This is a genomic window from Marinomonas sp. PE14-40, from assembly GCF_051623805.1.
Classification (GTDB): Bacteria; Pseudomonadota; Gammaproteobacteria; order Pseudomonadales; family Marinomonadaceae; genus Marinomonas.
Genome location: NZ_CP130700.1, coordinates 4,444,456 through 4,462,562, shown reverse-complemented (window position 1 = coordinate 4,462,562; position 18,107 = coordinate 4,444,456). Strand labels below are relative to the sequence as shown.

Here is an 18,107-nt window from a genome sequence, read left to right as displayed (position 1 = left end):
CATCAGGAGGCCTTTTTAAGATCAGCATTCAAGCTCTGAGCAATCAAACATTAAAGTCCGTAAGACATTAATCTTTGATAGCGACGCTCTAATAACTCATCTGTGGTTAACGCTTTCATGCGGTCTAACGCTTCAAGCACATTCTCTTTATAGCTTTGTGCGGTTTGCTCATGATGTACATGTGCACCACCCATAGGTTCAGTGATAATTTTATCAACTAGACCAAGCTCTTGTAGACGATCCGCAGTAATTCCCATAGCTTTAGCAGCATCAGAAGCACGATCAGCACTTTTCCAAAGAATTGACGCACAACCTTCTGGAGAAATTACTGAATAGGTACCGTATTGCATCATCATAAGTTCATCGCATACGCCGATTGCTAACGCACCACCAGAACCACCTTCACCAATAACCGTCGCTATGATAGGCGTTTTTAGACGAGACATAACAGCCAGATTGTAAGCAATGGCTTCACTTTGGCCGCGCTCTTCAGCACCGATACCTGGATACGCCCCTGGAGTGTCAATTAAAGTCACTATTGGCATATTGAAACGTTCAGCCGTTTGCATCAAACGTAGCGCCTTACGATAACCTTCTGGTGCTGGCATACCAAAGTTACGAAGTACTTTTTCTTTTACTTCACGGCCTTTTTGATGGCCGATAACCATAACTGGCTTACCATCTAAACGAGCAACACCACCAACAATAGCACGATCGTCAGCATAATGACGGTCGCCATGCATTTCTTCAAAATCGGTAAAAGCGTGCTCGATATAATCCAAGGTATAAGGACGTTTTGGGTGACGAGCAAGCTGAGATACTTCCCATGCGCCTAGATTACTAAACAGTGACTGAGTCAGGGTAATCTTTTTCTCTTCTAAACGACTAATTTCGTCGCTGATATTAAGTTGGTTATCATTACCAACCAAGCGTAACTCTTCAATTTTTTGCTCGAGTTCAGCAATTGGTTGTTCAAAAGGTAAATAGTTTAAATTCATTATTTAATCACTGCTGTTTAGTTGCCATCTAGAGAATGCTCTTTTTATATGATTTCTCTAAAGAAATCAGAGTCATTCCAATCACTACTTGTCTAATACCATTAAATTGCATCAATAATATCAACAAGTTTTCTGTCTTATAATTCTAAAATGTCGCTAATTATACACGAGCTGAACGTTTTGTTGACCGTATTGTTTTTTAAGATCGTACATTAATTGGTCATCAGGCATGATTTTCCAACTTTGCCCCAAACAAATGTCCCCTTCTGCATGATCTGTTGCAAAACTTACCACTACATCACAGCCATCGCCACGATAAGGTTGTAAGAACTGAGACAAGGTTTGAATATCCATGCTCGACACTGTATCAGACTGCCAATCGATCCTTAAGGCTTGGACATACCTAATCCGCGCTTGAGCTATGTCCATTACTTTACGGGCGATAACCTTCTGGCCACCTCGGAATTCGTCGTTACTGATTTCTCCCTCAACAACCACTACCTGATCTTTTTGAATCACATCTTTAAATTCTTCAAAGCTATCAGGAAAAACGGTTACTTCAATACGTGCCGACCTATCATCTAAGGTCACAAATGCAATATTACCGCCTTTCTTACTTTTCGTAATTCGCATCTCAACAATAAGACCCGCCATAATTTGCGAATCACCTCGTTTTGGCTGCAAATCAACAATACGAGAGCGAGCAAAGCGTCGAATTTCTTTTTCATAATCATCAATAGGGTGGCCTGTTACATATAAGCCCAGCGTATCTTTTTCACCATCTAATCGCTGGCGAGACGGCCACTCATGCTGAATACCTATTTCGTCATAGGCACCTTCCGTAGACTCTTCAACAGCAACACCGAAAAGATCCATCATGCCAGCGTCTTCATCTTTAGCAATTCTGTCGGCACGCTTTAGAGCTTCATCAATAGATGCAAACAAAGTGGCTCGGTTTGGTCCAATTTGATCTAACGCACCCGATCGGATAAGCGCTTCCATGACGCGTTTATTAACTTTTTTACCAATTCGCTGGCAAAAATCAAAAATATGCTCAAATGGACCATCTTCACGAGCCTGAGTGATCGCTTCAATTGGCCCTTCACCCACACCCTTAATCGCACCGAGTCCATAAACAATGGCGCTATCACGATTAACAGTAAATTTATAAACAGACTCATTAACATTTGGCAATTCAAGCTGGAGTTTCATTGCCCTACATTCTTCGATAAAGATAACTATCTTATCGGTATTCTGCATATCAGCAGATAATACTGCGGCCATAAATGGTGCAGGATAATGATGCTTCAACCATGCAGTTTGATAAGAAACTAAGGCATATGCCGCAGAGTGAGATTTGTTAAAACCATAACCAGCAAACTTTTCCATCAAGTCGAAAATATTACCCGACAGGTCATCACTAATATCGTATTTACCCGCACCTTCCATAAAGAGTAAGCGCTGTTCTGCCATTACTTCGGGTTTCTTCTTACCCATAGCACGGCGTAACAAATCGGCGCCACCCAAGCTGAATCTAGCAAGTACCTGAGCAATCTGCATAACCTGTTCTTGGTACAGAATAATACCGTAAGTCGGTTCAAGTACTGGGATTAGGTCATCATGCTGATAGTCAGGGTGAGGGAAAGCAAGCTCTGCACGACCGTGCTTACGGTTGATAAAGTCATCTACCATGCCCGATCCCAAAGGACCTGGTCGATAAAGTGCAACCAGAGCGACAATATCCTCAAAACGTGAAGGCAATAGTTTTTTAATTAACTCCTTCATGCCTCGCGACTCTAACTGGAAAACAGCCGTCGTCTCAGCTCTTTGTAGCATGTCATAAGTTGGCTTATCTTCTAAATCAATAAGAGAAATATCAAGTGCAGGCTTACCTTCTCTGGCTAGAATATCGTTAATATTCTTCATCGCCCAATCAACAACAGTAAGTGTTTTTAGACCTAAGAAGTCAAACTTTACAAGACCAGCCTCCTCAACATCATTTTTATCGTATTGAGTTACTAAACCAGAGCCATCTTCTTCACAGTAAAGTGGTGAGAAGTCAGTCAGTTTTGTGGGGGCTATTACGACACCACCTGCGTGTTTACCAAAATTTCGAACAACACCTTCCAATGAAAGTGCCATCTCCATAACGTCGCCAGCTTCCTCGTCACCTTCGATAAACTCTTTTAGCATAGGCTCTTCTTCAAGCGCCTTATTCAACGTCATACCTATTTCAAAAGGAATCAACTTTGAAAGTTTATCACCAAGGCTATAGGGTTTTCCTTGTACCCTAGCTACGTCACGCACTACCGCCTTTGCAGCCATAGCACCAAACGTAATAATCTGAGATACCGCATCTCTACCATAGGTTCGAGCCACATAATCAATTACTTTATCTCGGTTATCCATGCAAAAGTCGATATCGAAATCGGGCATGGATACACGTTCTGGATTAAGGAAACGTTCGAACAGTAAGTCATATTCTAATGGATCCAAATCAGTAATTTTTAGAGCATAAGCAACAAGTGAACCGGCACCAGAACCACGACCTGGGCCAACAGGAATGTCGTTATCTTTAGCCCACTGAATAAAGTCCATTACGATTAAAAAATAACCAGGGAACCCCATCTGATTAATAATATTTAGCTCAAAGTCCAGCCGATCCCAGTATTCTTGCTTTTTATTAGCAATACGATCGCCGTATTTGTTAACTAAAAATTCAAAACGCTCTTCTAACCCTTTATAAGATAATTCACTAAAAAAGACATCCATCGTCATGCCTTCCGGCACGGGAAAGTCAGGCAGGAAATACTCACCTAACAAAACATCCACATTACAACGCTTTGCTATTTCCACTGTATTTTCAAGAGCCTCTGGAATATCTTCAAATAAGGCCTCCATCTCATCAGCAGATTTAAGGTATTGCTCTTCTGAATAACGCTTCTTACGTCTTGGATCATCAATAGTGACACCATCATGAATACAGACTCTGGCTTCATGAGACTCAAAATCTTCGCGCTTAAGAAAACGCACATCATTTGTCGCAACAACAGGGCACCCTAGCTCTACGGCTAAAGGAATAACAGCATGAATATACTCTTCTTCTCCTGCACGACTGGTTCTTTGTAGCTCTACATAAAAACGATTAGGAAAAACTTGCATCCAACGCTCAAGTTGATGCTTGGCATGAGTTATTTTTTGCAAAGTTAGATATTGACCAATGTCGCCATACTGAGCACCAGAAATAAGAATCACATCTTCAGAATGCTCTTCGACCCATGCTCTTTGTACTATCGGTCTGCCTTCAAACTGACCTAACTGATAGCCTTTAGAGATAACCTCGATAATATTTTTGTAACCCTTGTTTGTCATAGCAAGCAAGGTCAATCTATGGTTCTCTTCTAATTCACCGTCAGCTTCAATAACAACATCAGCACCACAAATAGGCTTAATACCACTACCCATTGTGCCCTTATAAAAACGAACAAAACCACAAAGGTTATTTTCATCTGTCATTGCAACAGCAGGCATACCTAAATTAGCAGTCGCGCCTAATAAGCCTTTAATCTTTACAAGACCATCGACCAAAGAAAATTCTGTATGTAATTTAAGATGTACGAAGGATGTCGACACGTATAAACCTTTAAGCTAACTTTTCGATAATGCGTTTAACAGGGCCAAAACTCTGTCTATGGATAGGGGTAACACCTAACACTTCTAGTGCTTCCAAATGCTGTGCAGTTGGATAACCTTTATGCTTTTCTAAACCATAACCTGGGTAGCGCTCAGCCAAAGCACTGATTTCATTATCACGCTCTACCTTAGCTAGAATAGAAGCAGCAGAAATCGCTTCGACTCTATCATCCCCTTTTATAACAGCCTCTGCTGTGCAGGGTAAATCTTTAGGAAGACGGTTACCATCTATCAAGGCATGCTCAGGTGCAATGGGTAAACCTGAGATAGCTCGTTGCATGGCCAACATACTGGCATGAAGAATATTTATCTCATCAATCTCAGCCACGCTAGCTCTGGCAATACAAAATGCTAGCGCTTTTTCTTTTACTTCATCAAACAAAGCAACACGCTTTTTTTCAGATAACTTCTTAGAGTCAGCTAAACCTAAAATTGGGTTATTGGGATCGAGTATCACAGCGGCTGCAACAACATCACCCGCAAGAGGCCCTCGCCCTGCTTCATCAGAACCTGCAAACAAATCGCCAGTGTACTGCTCACTCACAAAGGGTTCTAATACAGGCTTTACTTTCTTTTTTTTCTCCACCAACTTACCTAGCCTCTATGCTTGTTTTTGATTAACCAACGCAACTACAGCTTCGGCAGCTTGTTGACCGGCATTTAATTTAAGCTCTCTATGTAGGCGCTCAAATGTTTGTGCCATTTCAGTACCTGGTGAGAAATTCTGCCAACACTCTATTAATTTTTCAGCCAATTTTTCAGGGTTTGCTTGATCTTGTATTAACTCAGGAACTAATGCTTTTTTAGCCAACAAATTAGGCAATGACACATAAGGCACCTTAATCATTCTTGACATGATGGCATAGGTCAATTTGGTAAATCGGTATGCTACAACCATAGGACGCTTCACTAACATTGCTTCTAGGGCCGCCGTACCAGAAGCAAGCAACACAGCATTAGCTGCTACCATGCACTCTCTTGAAAGACCATCGGTTACCACTATCGCAGGTAATAAGTCTGCTTTTAAGTCATCACTCAATATCAAGGAAGCAATTGTCTCTTCAATCTGAACTCGCCTTTGAGCATTCGCTGCTGGTATCAGAAACTGAGCATGAGGAATTTGTTTTTTAATAATGGCCATCGTTTTAGCAAAGATAGGCATTAAACGACTAACTTCTCCACCTCTCGAACCCGGCAAAACAGCAAAGATGGCATCACCTTCTAACTCAAGCTTTAACTCAGTACGGGCTTTGACTTGATCAACAAGTAAAGGAATTTCATCAGCCAATGAGTGCCCAACACATTTAATTGGAATCTTATGCTCATGATAAATATCCGTCTCAAAAGGGAATAAGGCTAACATCAGATCAACAGATTCTTTAATTTTGAAAATACGCTTTTGACGCCACGCCCAAACAGAGGGACTCACATAATGAATGCTAGTTATCCCTTTCTGTCTTAACCTTTTTTCTAGTGGTAAATTAAAGTCAGGAGAATCAATACCAATAAAAGCAGTCGGTGGTTTTTCAACACACAGATTAAATAGCATCTTACGAATAGACAGCAACTCTCTCAGTCTACCCAGAACTTCAACAAGCCCCATAACAGACAATCTATCCATTGGTACCAAAGACGTGAACCCTTGAGCTTGCATTAAGGGACCACCAATACCACTAAATTTTGAATCTGGATCAAGCTGCTTTAAATGAGAAATTAAGCTTGCACCCAAAATATCGCCAGATGCTTCGCCTGCCACCAAGATGTAATGATTTGACACTTATTTCCCTCATAAACCGAATTAACAAAAAACCCCAGAAGTGTCTGGGGTTTTAAGTAGCTTCAATAAACTAAATTATTAATATTATCTAATAATACCGCGTTTTGAACGTTTTATTGAAGCCAAAAACATTGCAACTTCGGCATATTCTAATGCTAAACCTTGCTCAAGTTCTTTCACTGCATCCTCTAATTTACTGCCTTTTAGATAGATACATTTGTAGGCAGTTCTTAACGCTTTAATAACGTCTTTAGACATGCCTCTACGACGCATTCCTTCGAAGTTCATGCCATGAGCTTTCGCCGGATTACCAGACACCATGACATAATTTGGAATATCTTTAGTAACCATTGAACCCATACCACACATACTATATGAGGCTACCTGACAAAATTGGTGAATACCTGTGTAACCACCTAGGATAATGGAATCCCCAATGACAACATGTCCCGCTAAAGCAACATAGTTTGCCAATATATTATTGTCACCAACAATACAGTCATGACCAACATGCGTGCTAGCCATAAACAAATTACCATTACCTATTTGAGTAATACCATTATCTTGAATCGTGCCTCTATGTATTGTGGCATTTTCACGGATAATATTATTATCACCAATCACAAGTAGAGTTGGTTCGCCTTGATATTTTTTATCTTGGTTAGCTTCACCTACTGAGGCAAACTGATAAATTTCATTACCTTCACCAATCGTCGTATGACCATTAATAACAGCATGAGATTTAACTATCGTTCCCGCTCCAATTTTGACATTTGCACCAATCACAGAAAAAGGCCCAATCTCGACACTCGGGTCGATTTCGGCATTAGGGTCAACAATGGCTGATGCATGAATCGTCACTAGAGCTTCCTATCTGCACATAAAATAGTTGCGGAACAAGCAAGTTCGCCATCTACTGTCGCTTTACAAGCAAACTTCCATATACCACGGCGTTCAGTGATAATTTCAGCTTCTAGTTGCACTCTATCACCAGGAACAACAGGACGTTTAAATCGAGTATTATCGGCACCTACGAAGTAATAGATAGAACCATCTTGAGGTGTTTTATCCATAGTTTTAAAACCTAGGACACCTGCAGCTTGCGCCATTGCTTCTATAATTAGAACACCAGGCATAACCGGATGATCAGGGAAGTGACCATTGAAAAACGGCTCATTCACTGTGACATTTTTATAAGCCACAATTGATTCACCCAACTTAATATCAACAACACGATCTACCAACAAAAAAGGGTATCTGTGTGGGAGATATCGGCGAATCTCATTTACATCCATCATCTACTATCGACCTTATATTTTTTTCTTACTTTAGTTTATTTTCTAACTTGGCTATGTGTTTAGCCATATCATCAATTCTTCGTAGTCTGGCAGCAGTTTTACGCCACTTATCTGTCGCTTCTAATCCAGTACCTGAGGAGTAAGAGCCTGATTTATGGATAGACTTACTTACTAGACTCATTGCAGTCACATGTACATCATCAGCAATTGTTAAATGCCCTATAATGCCAACTCCTCCAGAAATCGTACAACGCTGTCCAATCTGAGTACTACCAGCTACAGCTGAACAACCTGCAATCGCACTATTATCGCCAATTATCACGTTATGAGCAATTTGAACTTGGTTATCAATGATAACACCATTACCGATTCTAGTGTTCTCAAGGGCACCACGATCAATTGTGGTATTTGCCCCTATTTCTACATTATTACCTAAGGTAACGGCAGCAAGTTGCATAATTTTAACCCAACCTTCTGAACTTGGGGCAAAACCAAAACCATCCGCACCAATAACGCAACCACTGTGTAATAAGCACTCTTTGCCTATTTCCACATTATAATAAAGAGTAACATTCGCGGCTATCCGTGTATTTTCACCGACTTTAACATTTGCTCCAATCACTGAGTTTGGACCTATCTCAACATTGTCCGCAAGGCAAACACCTTTCTCAAGCACTACGTTTGCAGCAATTTTAGCATTCTTACCTAAAACAACACTTTCATCTATGCTTGCTGATGGATGAATACTTGCCTCTGGTTTAGGTCGATTATCAAAAAGGTGAGTTAATTTTGCAAAAGCAAGGTAAGGATTAGAAACAAGAACTGCATTCTTTAAGCCTTGGGATAAGGCTTTATCAGCAATTAAAACAGCACCCGCTTGAGTAGTAGCAAGCTGGCTTTGATACTTAGGGTTTGCTAAAAAGCTTAACGCCTGAGCATCTGCATGCTCAAGCGTTCCCAGTTTTTCAATAACATAAGATGTATCACCAATAACACGCCCGTCAATATGGGATGCTATTTGCTCTAAACTAAAAGCCATTAATTACTCTCATTGAGACGTTTTGTTAACTCATTAGTAATATCTATGTTTGGTCCTGCATATAGGCTAAATTGGCGATTAAGCACTAAATCTATACTTTTTTCTTGAATAATACCCTTTAAAACAACTTCTGCATCAGGTGTCAATTTTGCTAAAAGATCTTTTTCAAGCTTTTGAGCTTGGCGCTGCATATTACTTGCAGCCGCTCTTAACTCAGATTCTCTTTTAGCCAATGCCTGACGACGTTGCTTAAATGTTTCAGGATCTAGTGTTAGCTCATCTCGCTGCAAACTAACTTTTTTATCGTCCAGCTCAGCTTTTGCTGCATTTAATTGCTGCTCCATTTTTGCAACTTTTTCTCTTGGTACTTTTGCCGCTTCTTGGCCAATATTGCTTTGTAAAACAGCAACACGAAAATCAAGTGTGACGACATTTGTAGCAAAAGCCGAAAAAGAAAACAAAGTAAAAATGACAAAAATAATTGAACGTTTCATTATGATTCCTTATTAAAACGTAGTCCCTAACTGAAATTGGAAAGCATCGGTATCATCACCCGTTTTAGCATTCAAAGCTCTTGCCAAATTAAACGATAATGGTGCGATAGGCGTTACCCAGGTCCAACTAAAACCCGCGCTAAAACGAATTTCTGCAAGATCAACGCCTTCCTCACAGCCTGTATTACCACTATAACAGTTATCAGTAAAAACGTTACCCGCATCGATAAAAAAGGCAGTCCGTACAGACTTATGATCTTCAACCATAGGCATAGGGAAAATAAACTCAGCAGTTCCCGTAATGGATATATTACCGCCTAAAGCATCAGGTGTCTCAGATGAAGTACTTGGATATGAGTTCAATGGCCCAAGTGATGAACTATCGAAACCTCTTACAGAGTAAACACCGCCAGCATAATAGTTTTCATAAAAAGGCAATTGCTCAGAACCACCATAACCAAAACCATATCCTAGCTTACCTTTTAACCTAAGTAGCCACAGGTTAGAGCCATTAAGACTCCAATATCGCTGAGAGTTTAAATCTAATTTCCCATACTCTTGATCACTAATAGGTGTCGTTAAGCTCAAACTCAATCGAGTAGAGTAGCCTTGAGTAGGCAACATACCACCAACAAGGTCACTATCACTCCAAGTGACACTCCCGATGATATCATCAAAATTATCACCATATTGATTTACATAATCACTGGTTTCATTTGATGGATCTGTTCCTAATTGTATTTTCGTTTCTTTAGCTGTTACGCCAAAAGTTATTCTCTGCGTATCTGAAATAGGGTAACCAAACCTAACTGTCGCCCCTAAACTATCAAGACTGTAGTCTTCCACCTCATCATCTTCATCATAATCTGTGGTTTTATAAAACACATCAAAACCACGACTAATACCATCCACTGTGAAAAACGGGTTATCGTAGGATAGAGTATAAGCTTTCTTTGTATCTGAAGTGCTTATATTGAAAGATGCTTTATTACCTGTCCCTAAAAAGTTACGTTTAGAAATACCAAAACCAAGTTGCATACCATCACCTTCAGAGTAACCAATACTGGCTTGTATACTACCCGATGGTTGCTCTTCTACCGAGATATCAATATCTACCTGATCGTTGCTTCCCTTTACAGGTATTGTCCTTAACGTCACCTCACCAAAGTAACCTAAACGCTCAATCCGTCGTTTTGATTGCTGTATATTGGAATGATTAGCTAAACTACCTTCAAATTGCACCATTTGACGACGCAACACTTCATCTCTCGTTTCTGAGTTGCCCGAAAAATTAATACGTCTAACATAGACTTTAGGCCCTGGCGTTACATGATAGGTCAATTTAACCTTATCACCCTCTAGTTTCTCAGGGATAATATTTACCTTAGTAAATAAATACCCATGGTCACCTAATAAAGCAGAAACAGTCTCTAAATCTTTTGTTGCTCTTGCTCTCGAGAAAACATCGCCTTCTTCTTGGGTGATTTTTTCAAATATTTCAAATTCTTCTAAAACTAACTCGCCATTTAGCAAAACCTCATCAACAAAGTATTGAGGGCCTTCTTCGATATTAATAACAATATAAACATCTTGCTTATCTTGCGACAAACTCACTTGACTAGACACTATTTCAAAGTCAAGAAAACCGCGGTCTAAATAGTAACTTTTCAAACTATCCAAATCGGCTTGAATTTTAGGTTTGGCGTACTCATCACCTGAGCCAAATGGATTAAAGAACCCCGTTTCCATAGATAGGAAGTCTTTGGTAATTTCTTCTTCCGTAAAAAATTGATTACCTATCACATTCAAATGCACAATTTTAGCAGTTTCACCCTCATCAATATTGATTGTGACACTCACTCTATTACGTGGCATTTCTTCAGTAATCACCTCTACATCAGCATTGTAACGCCCAAGAGCATAATATTGACGCTGCAATTCTTGCTGTATCTGATTCAAGGTATCAGGCTTATAAAACTCACCCACTTCTAGTGAAGATCGAGTCAAACCTTTCTCTAAGTCCTCTGTTGGTATTAAGTCATTACCCTCAATAACCAGCAAGCCAATAGAAGGCCTTTCTAATAATTCAAAGGTAAGCACACCTTGGTCTTCATAAACCTGAATATCGCTGAAGAAACCGGATGTAAATAAGGTCTGAATTGCATCATGAACGGATTCATACTGATACTCAGTTTCTTCTTCATAACCTATCATTTCAAATGCTCTAGCATCAGGCACTTGTAACAAACCATTTATTTGAACTTGAGAAACACTTTTAGAAATCGCCGGTAAACTCAAACACATTAGACATAAGGTAAAAACAAACTTCACTAACAACCTCTCTACAAACGGGCGATATCATTAAAAATAGCGACCAGCATCAAAGCAAATAACATAGAGGCTCCGATACGATAAGCTAGATATTGAATTTTCTCAGAGACAGGCTTTCTGCGCACAGCCTCAACAACATAAAATAGTAAATGACCACCATCCAATACAGGAATGGGCAACAGATTCAGCACACCAAGACTAATACTCAGATAGGCCATGAACTGTAGAAATGATTGCAAACCAGACTCTGCTGATGCACTTGCAACCTTGGCAATAGTAATTGGACCAGATAAGTTATCAATTGAAATTAAGCCCTTAATCATCTTATAAATAGATGACAGGGTTAAATTTATCATCTGACCAGAACGATCTATGCCATAAGCTATTGATTCAAAGAAACCATACTGGGTTTCTTTATACCAAGATGCATCTAATACAACTGGCTTTACCATCAAACCTACATAACCTATCGCCTCTCCCTCTATATCTCTTGAGTTTGGCGTTAGCATAAGTTTAATTTCTTGATTATCTCGCACTATAGTGACAGATAAAGCCTGCTGCGGACTCTTTTGCACTATACCGACAAATTCTTGCCAATCTTCGATTAGGTCATCATCAATCTTAACAACCCGATCATTCTCTTTCAGACCAGCTCGCTCTGCGGCACCATCTGGCAATACTTTTTCAACAATTGCCGGCATTTTCGGTCGCTTAGGAGTGAGTCCTAATTCGCTAATAAGGCCAACAGGCTCTGAGTCTGATAACCAAGCTTGTAGTCGAATCTCAGATTCAATTTCTGTCGAGCCCCCTTGCGGAATATACCTAAAAGAATAAGTACCTGATTGACCAATTAAATTCGCCAATGCGAGGTTAACTTGTTGCCAAGACGCAACGTCTTCACCATTAATCCAAGTAAGCTCATCACCGATTTGCAAAGACGATTGAGCAATAATTGAATCAGCCTTTATACCACCTATCACAGGAGAAACTGTTTGAACCCCCTGTAATGCCACAACAGCATACAGAATAATCGCTAACAAAAAATTAGCTAAAGGCCCGGCTGCAACGATAGCAATTCGTTGCCAAACAGTTTTATTGTTAAACGCCTCGTGCTTTTGAGTATCAAGTACCTCACCTTCTCGCTCATCCAACATTCTGACGTATCCGCCAAGTGGAATAAGCGCCAATGTAAACTCAGTACCTAGTCGATTTACCCATTTAAAAATTGGCTTACCAAAGCCAACTGAAAATCTAAGTACCTTTACACCACAAGCACGCGCCACAATATAGTGACCAAACTCATGAAAGGTTATGAGCACACCTAAAGCAACGATAATGGACAGCACACTCTGAATCACAAAAACGCCTTAGAATTAATAACATCATTTGCTTTTTGACGCGCCGTTTTATCAGCGCCAAATACAGCTTCCAAATCTGTGACAGGAAAAACTGCTGTTTGTTCAAGTACTTCAGTATTTATTTTGGCAATATCTAAAAAGCCTATGCGTTTATTCAAAAAAGCATCTACAGCAACTTCATTTGCTGCATTTAAACTTGCCATTGCAGTACCACCGATATACCAAGCATCTGCAGCAAGCCTTAGATTAGGAAACTTTTCTAAATCAGGCTTAGAGAAATCCAATTGAGCAATCTCAAACAAGTCTAGCGGCTCAACTTGTGTGGTAATACGTTCAGGCCAAGTCATACCATAAGCAATAGGCACCTTCATATCAGGGTTACCCATTTGTGCGATAACTGAGCCATCATCATATGACACCATAGAATGAATAATACTTTGTGGATGAATAACAACTTCAATATCATCAGGTTCAACATCAAACAACCAACAAGCCTCTATTAACTCAAGACCTTTATTCATCATGCTGGCGGAGTCGACAGAAATTTTACGCCCCATCGACCAGTTTGGGTGTTTACACGCCTGCTCAGGCGTCACAGATAACATTTGCTCATTGCTAAAGCTTCGAAATGGGCCACCTGATGCCGTTAATAAAATCTTATCAACCGATCTTTTGATCGCACCAGACTCATTTTGAGGAAGACATTGATAGATCGCATTATGCTCACTATCAATCGGCATTAAAGTGACATCGTGCTTGGCAACCTCATCCATAAAAAGCTTACCAGCAGTAACAAGCGACTCTTTATTAGCTAACAAAACACGTTTGCCCGCTCGAATAGCAGCTAAAGTGGAAGTCAACCCTGCAAAACCTACTATCGCTGCAACGACTTGATCTACATTTGACTCTGAAGCAATTTCTGTCATTGCTGTCGTATCATAATCAAATTGGATAGAAAGATTCGGACAAGCTTGGGCGACAGCGTCACGCGCTTTTTCAGACCCCATGACAATTCGCTCAGGCTGAAACTCATGACAAATTTCAACCATACGCTCAACACTTTCGTTAGCCGCAGCTGAAATGAGCCTAAACCTATCTGGGTGCTGAGAAATCAAATCAAGTGTACTTGAACCAATTGAACCGGTCGCACCCAAAAGACAGATATTTTGCATTACAACCATCCCACATTCATCATAAGAAGCACAAAGATTGGAGCGGCTGACGTTACACTATCAATGCGATCCATTACGCCACCATGACCTGGTATGAGTCGACTTGAATCCTTTAAGCCCTCATGTCGTTTAAACAAGCTTTCAGTCAAATCACCCAAAACAGAGACAGCAACAGTCACTAAACCTATTGCAGATAGAATAAGGGTAGGTATTAAAGCCAGCTCTTGGTAAGTAGCAAAGATAAAAAGCCCTATCTGGGTTAATACAACACCACCAATCACACCCTCCCAGGATTTCCCTGGACTTACGTGGCGCGCTAATTTGCGTTTACCAAATAATCGCCCCGTGAAATACGCTCCTGTATCAGCCCCCCAAATAAGAGTCATCAGAAGAATGAGATAAGTAATGAATTGGCTACCTTGCTTTATTACAGCTAAAGCGCACCAGGTTGTCAGCAATATACTCAAACCAAATGACAACCTGAGAAAACGACCTTTCCATGCCTTCATTTCTGGGTAAGCAATGACCCAGTAGAGAGCAAAGCACCAAAGCACTGGAGTAACCCACAACATAGCTCGCTGCAACTCAAAAATAGCAACACCATAAGATAAGGTTGCTACCATGCCAGCAAAAGCAATTCGAGTTTGCTGCCTTGTAATACCAGAAAGTCTAGCCCACTCCCAAGCAGCGACAACTAACACCGCTCCAGTGAAAAGCATAAAACCGACTTCATTGAAGGTAACTACCACATAAACAAACACGATTGCCATAACAATGGCACTTAGCACTCTAGGTAAAAGCATAATTATCGACCGCCATAACGTCTTTGGCGCTGCTGATAAAGATCAATCGCATATTGAAGATCATCAGCATTAAAATCAGGCCAAAGCACAGGTAAAAAAACAAACTCCGAATAGGCTGCCTGCCATAACAAGAAGTTACTAATACGCTCCTCACCAGAGGTTCGTATAATAAGGTCTGGGTCAGGAAGATCTGAAAGGTAAAGTTGACTTGAAATCGAATCTTCATCTATTTGATTAATAGATAAATCGCCTTCTACCACTTTTTGACAAATGCGCTGGGCAGCTTGAGCAATATCACCACGCCCACCATAATTTGCCGCAATAACTAATTGCATCCCTTCATTAGCTTGAGTTTGTTGCTCTGTGTAAGCGATTTGCGCCTGTAAATTAGCACTAAAACCTGACACATCACCCATAATCCTAAGTCGAATATTTTGCTCATGCATACGCTTTAGCTCCTTCTTCAAAGAGCGCATAAAGAGCATCATGAGTGCATCAACTTCTGCTTTTGGGCGTTTCCAGTTTTCGCTAGAAAAGGCGAATAAAGTTAAAACCTTTACACCAGTCTTAGCAGACGCCTCTACAACACGTCGCACTGCAGTCGCGCCAGCTTTATGACCAGCAAGACTCGGTAAAAACTTTCCTTTAGCCCAGCGATTGTTACCATCCATAATTATGGCGATATGAGCAGGAATATTAGCTACTTCACCCGCCTGATGGTTTAGTTCGTCGCTTGACGATCCAGACATACACAAAACCTTATTTTAAAGAAAAACGCTTAATGGAGCCCTAAGGGGCTCCATTAAGATTTTTAGATTGCCATTAGGTCTTTTTCTTTTTTAGCTAAGCGATCTTCAACTTCTGCAACAAACTTATCAGTCAGTTTTTGCACTAGGTCATGTGCACGACGCTCATCATCTTCAGAAATCTCTTTCTCTTTTACTAAAGATTTAAAGCTGGCATTAGCATCACGGCGAATATTTCGAATAGAAACACGCGCACCTTCTGCTTCCGCTTTCGCTTGCTTGAAATAGTTTTTACGCGTCTCTTCAGTCAAAGCAGGCATAGGTATACGAATCAGACCACCAGTAGTCGAAGGATTCAGCCCTAGATCAGACTTCATAATTGCCTTTTCGATTTCAGGCACTAGGTTTTTTTCCCAAGGAGAAATACCTAAAGTACGTGCATCTTCTACTGTAATATTCGCAACCTGACTAAGAGGCGTATCTGAGCCATAATAGTCAATTCTTACTGAGTCTAAGATACTTGGGTGAGCACGACCTGTACGAATTTTTTTAAATGCTGTCTCTACCGCTAAGATAGATTTCCCCATACGCTCTTCTGAATCTAACAAAATTTCATCAATCATAACTTTCTCACTTAATTAGTGTGCCTTCATTGCTTCCCACAATCACATTGATGAGTGCACCAGGCTTATTCATATTAAATACACGTATTGGCATATGGTGATCGCGAGTCAGGCATATTGCAGTTAAGTCCATGACTCCTAATTGTTTTTCCAATACTTCGTCATAGTTTAATGTATCATATTTAACAGCATCTGGTTCCTTCATTGGATCAGCAGAATAAACACCATCAACTTTAGTCGCTTTTAGAACGACATCAGCATCAATTTCGATACCACGCAAACATGCCGCTGAATCTGTTGTGAAGAATGGGTTACCAGTGCCTGCAGAAAAAATCAGCACATCACCTTCTTTCATCAAACGCATTGCACGTCGACGATCGTAAGGTTCAACTATCCCTGTCATAGTAATTGCAGACATAACACGTGTCGTAATATTAGCTCTTTCGAGTGCGTCACGCATTGCCAAGGCATTCATAACCGTTGCTAGCATACCCATATGGTCACCAGTCACACGATCCATCCCTGCTTCACTTAAAGCTTGTCCACGAAATAAGTTACCACCACCAATAACTATACCAACTTCAACGCCTATACCTCGCAATTGACCAATTTCAAGCGCAATTCTATTTAACACTTTAGGGTCGATACCAAATTTTTCGTCACCCATTAAAGCTTCACCACTTAGCTTTAACAAAATTCTTTTATAATTGGCGTTTTTTTCAATCGGCATATTCAATCTCCGGTAATGGCATTGTTAATACTCAGGCAAAAATATCAGCCTGATATAAAGTATCCATCTTTGTAAGATGAATAATTATAAAAAAGGGCAGTCTAGCTGCCCTTTTTATGAAGTCGTTCAGCTAAGATTAACCTTTAAGCTGAGCTGCAACTTCTGCAGCGAAATCAACTTCTTCAACTTCAATACCTTCACCCACTTCAAGGCGAACGAAAGAAGTAATTGTTGCACCAGCATCTTTCGCTAGCTGACCCACTTTAACATCTGGGTTCTTAACAAAAGGCTGTTCAACTAGGCTATTTTCAGCCAAGAATTTCTTCATACGACCAACAATCATTTTATCAACGATTTCAGCTGGTTTGCCTGCCATATCAGGCTGAGCACGGATGATCTCTTCTTCTTTAGCAAGAACATCAGCAGGCATATCATCACCACGTACAACACGTGGCGCAACTGCTGCAACATGCATAGACACATCTTTAGCTAGCTCATCAGAACCATTTTCAAGTTGAGTCAATACTGCAATTTGGCCATTACCGTGTAGGTAACCACTAACCAAACCACCTTCAATAACAACAGCACGACGAGGAGCAATGTTTTCACCGATCTTCTGTACTAGTGCTTCACGTAATTCGCCGATTTCGCCAGCCAATAGCGTTTCCATGTTAGTTTCTTTGCTTGCAAAAACAACATCAGCTACTTTTTCTGCAAAAGCACCAAAGTTATCATCACGAGTCGCAAAGTCAGTCTCAGCGTTAACTTCAACCAATATGCCGTAAGAGTTGTCTGGCGCAATGCGCATAACTAGACGACCTTCAGCTGCAGTACGACCAGCTTTTTTAGCTGCCTTCATACCACTTGTTTTACGCAATTCTTCAATTGCTAATTCAATATCGCCACCAGCTGCTGTAAGTGCTTTTTTACACTCCATCATGCCAAGAGCGGTACGCTCACGTAATTCTTTTACCATTGCCGCAGTTACTGCTGCCATTTGTAAATCCTCTTAATACGAATTTAAAATTTAAAAAAGGGGGCGTTC

General features: G+C 40.5%; 16 protein-coding genes. All 16 read right to left on the bottom strand.

Annotation, left to right across the window (positions count from 1 at the left end; translation table 11 throughout):
• Positions 1 to 50: 50 nt before the first annotated feature.
• A complete protein-coding gene (gene accA, locus Q0A08_RS20615) occupies positions 51 to 998 on the bottom strand; it encodes an acetyl-CoA carboxylase carboxyl transferase subunit alpha (protein WP_438463368.1) in 948 nt (315 codons plus the stop codon).
• A 156-nt stretch (positions 999 to 1,154) separates the two neighbouring features.
• On the bottom strand, positions 1,155 to 4,631 hold the full coding sequence (gene dnaE, locus Q0A08_RS20610; RefSeq protein WP_438463367.1) for a DNA polymerase III subunit alpha: 3,477 nt from the start codon (positions 4,629 to 4,631) through the stop codon (positions 1,155 to 1,157).
• Between the two features lie 10 nt (positions 4,632 to 4,641).
• Entirely contained in the window at positions 4,642 to 5,280 is a 639-nt protein-coding gene (rnhB, locus tag Q0A08_RS20605; protein ID WP_438463366.1) for a ribonuclease HII, read from the bottom strand.
• Between the two features lie 12 nt (positions 5,281 to 5,292).
• Positions 5,293 to 6,468, bottom strand: a complete 1,176-nt coding sequence (lpxB, locus tag Q0A08_RS20600) for a lipid-A-disaccharide synthase (RefSeq protein ID WP_438463365.1) — start codon at positions 6,466 to 6,468, stop codon at positions 5,293 to 5,295.
• Positions 6,469 to 6,552: 84 nt separating this feature from the next.
• The gene (gene lpxA, locus Q0A08_RS20595; protein ID WP_438463364.1) at positions 6,553 to 7,329 is read right to left on the bottom strand and encodes an acyl-ACP--UDP-N-acetylglucosamine O-acyltransferase; all 777 of its coding nucleotides are present in this window, start codon (positions 7,327 to 7,329) and stop codon (positions 6,553 to 6,555) included.
• Complete coding sequence (gene fabZ, locus Q0A08_RS20590) at positions 7,329 to 7,766, bottom strand: 3-hydroxyacyl-ACP dehydratase FabZ (RefSeq protein ID WP_438463363.1); 438 nt, start codon at positions 7,764 to 7,766, stop codon at positions 7,329 to 7,331. The genes lpxA and fabZ overlap by 1 nt, the downstream gene beginning before the upstream one ends.
• 25 nt (positions 7,767 to 7,791) lie before the next feature.
• A complete protein-coding gene (gene lpxD / locus Q0A08_RS20585; protein ID WP_438463361.1) occupies positions 7,792 to 8,805 on the bottom strand; it encodes a UDP-3-O-(3-hydroxymyristoyl)glucosamine N-acyltransferase in 1,014 nt (337 codons plus the stop codon).
• Positions 8,805 to 9,299, bottom strand: coding sequence for an OmpH family outer membrane protein (locus Q0A08_RS20580; protein ID WP_438463360.1), 495 nt, complete (start codon positions 9,297 to 9,299; stop codon positions 8,805 to 8,807). The genes lpxD and Q0A08_RS20580 overlap by 1 nt, the downstream gene beginning before the upstream one ends.
• A 12-nt stretch (positions 9,300 to 9,311) precedes the next feature.
• Positions 9,312 to 11,630, bottom strand: coding sequence for an outer membrane protein assembly factor BamA (gene bamA / locus Q0A08_RS20575; protein WP_438463359.1), 2,319 nt, complete (start codon positions 11,628 to 11,630; stop codon positions 9,312 to 9,314).
• 11 nt (positions 11,631 to 11,641) lie between these two features.
• A complete protein-coding gene (gene rseP, locus Q0A08_RS20570) occupies positions 11,642 to 12,988 on the bottom strand; it encodes an RIP metalloprotease RseP (protein ID WP_438463357.1) in 1,347 nt (448 codons plus the stop codon).
• Positions 12,985 to 14,160, bottom strand: coding sequence for a 1-deoxy-D-xylulose-5-phosphate reductoisomerase (gene ispC, locus Q0A08_RS20565; protein WP_438463356.1), 1,176 nt, complete (start codon positions 14,158 to 14,160; stop codon positions 12,985 to 12,987). The genes rseP and ispC overlap by 4 nt, the downstream gene beginning before the upstream one ends.
• Complete coding sequence (locus Q0A08_RS20560; protein WP_438463355.1) at positions 14,160 to 14,963, bottom strand: phosphatidate cytidylyltransferase; 804 nt, start codon at positions 14,961 to 14,963, stop codon at positions 14,160 to 14,162. The genes ispC and Q0A08_RS20560 overlap by 1 nt, the downstream gene beginning before the upstream one ends.
• A gap of 2 nt (positions 14,964 to 14,965) precedes the next feature.
• Entirely contained in the window at positions 14,966 to 15,712 is a 747-nt protein-coding gene (locus Q0A08_RS20555; RefSeq protein WP_438463354.1) for an isoprenyl transferase, read from the bottom strand.
• 62 nt (positions 15,713 to 15,774) lie between these two features.
• Positions 15,775 to 16,332 carry a ribosome recycling factor gene (frr, locus tag Q0A08_RS20550; protein ID WP_438463352.1) on the bottom strand — a complete coding sequence of 186 codons (558 nt, stop codon included), beginning with the start codon at positions 16,330 to 16,332 and terminating at the stop codon, positions 15,775 to 15,777.
• Positions 16,333 to 16,339: 7 nt separating this feature from the next.
• Entirely contained in the window at positions 16,340 to 17,062 is a 723-nt protein-coding gene (gene pyrH / locus Q0A08_RS20545) for a UMP kinase (RefSeq protein ID WP_438463351.1), read from the bottom strand.
• Positions 17,063 to 17,198: 136 nt separating this feature from the next.
• Positions 17,199 to 18,059 carry a translation elongation factor Ts gene (tsf, locus tag Q0A08_RS20540; protein WP_438463350.1) on the bottom strand — a complete coding sequence of 287 codons (861 nt, stop codon included), beginning with the start codon at positions 18,057 to 18,059 and terminating at the stop codon, positions 17,199 to 17,201.
• Positions 18,060 to 18,107 lie beyond the last annotated feature (48 nt).

Bases quoted from the DNA above. Each gene is read 5' to 3' on its own strand.
- Q0A08_RS20580 (WP_438463360.1), bottom strand. From the start codon at position 9,299: ATGAAACGTTCAATTATTTTTGTCATTTTTACTTTGTTTTCTTTTTCG.
- Q0A08_RS20560 (WP_438463355.1), bottom strand. From the start codon at position 14,963: ATGCTTTTACCTAGAGTGCTAAGTGCCATTGTTATGGCAATCGTGTTT.
- lpxD (WP_438463361.1), bottom strand. From the start codon at position 8,805: ATGGCTTTTAGTTTAGAGCAAATAGCATCCCATATTGACGGGCGTGTT.
- frr (WP_438463352.1), bottom strand. From the start codon at position 16,332: ATGATTGATGAAATTTTGTTAGATTCAGAAGAGCGTATGGGGAAATCT.
- fabZ (WP_438463363.1), bottom strand. From the start codon at position 7,766: ATGATGGATGTAAATGAGATTCGCCGATATCTCCCACACAGATACCCT.
- pyrH (WP_438463351.1), bottom strand. From the start codon at position 17,062: ATGCCGATTGAAAAAAACGCCAATTATAAAAGAATTTTGTTAAAGCTA.
- ispC (WP_438463356.1), bottom strand. From the start codon at position 14,160: ATGCAAAATATCTGTCTTTTGGGTGCGACCGGTTCAATTGGTTCAAGT.
- Q0A08_RS20555 (WP_438463354.1), bottom strand. From the start codon at position 15,712: ATGTCTGGATCGTCAAGCGACGAACTAAACCATCAGGCGGGTGAAGTA.
- accA (WP_438463368.1), bottom strand. From the start codon at position 998: ATGAATTTAAACTATTTACCTTTTGAACAACCAATTGCTGAACTCGAG.
- tsf (WP_438463350.1), bottom strand. From the start codon at position 18,059: ATGGCAGCAGTAACTGCGGCAATGGTAAAAGAATTACGTGAGCGTACC.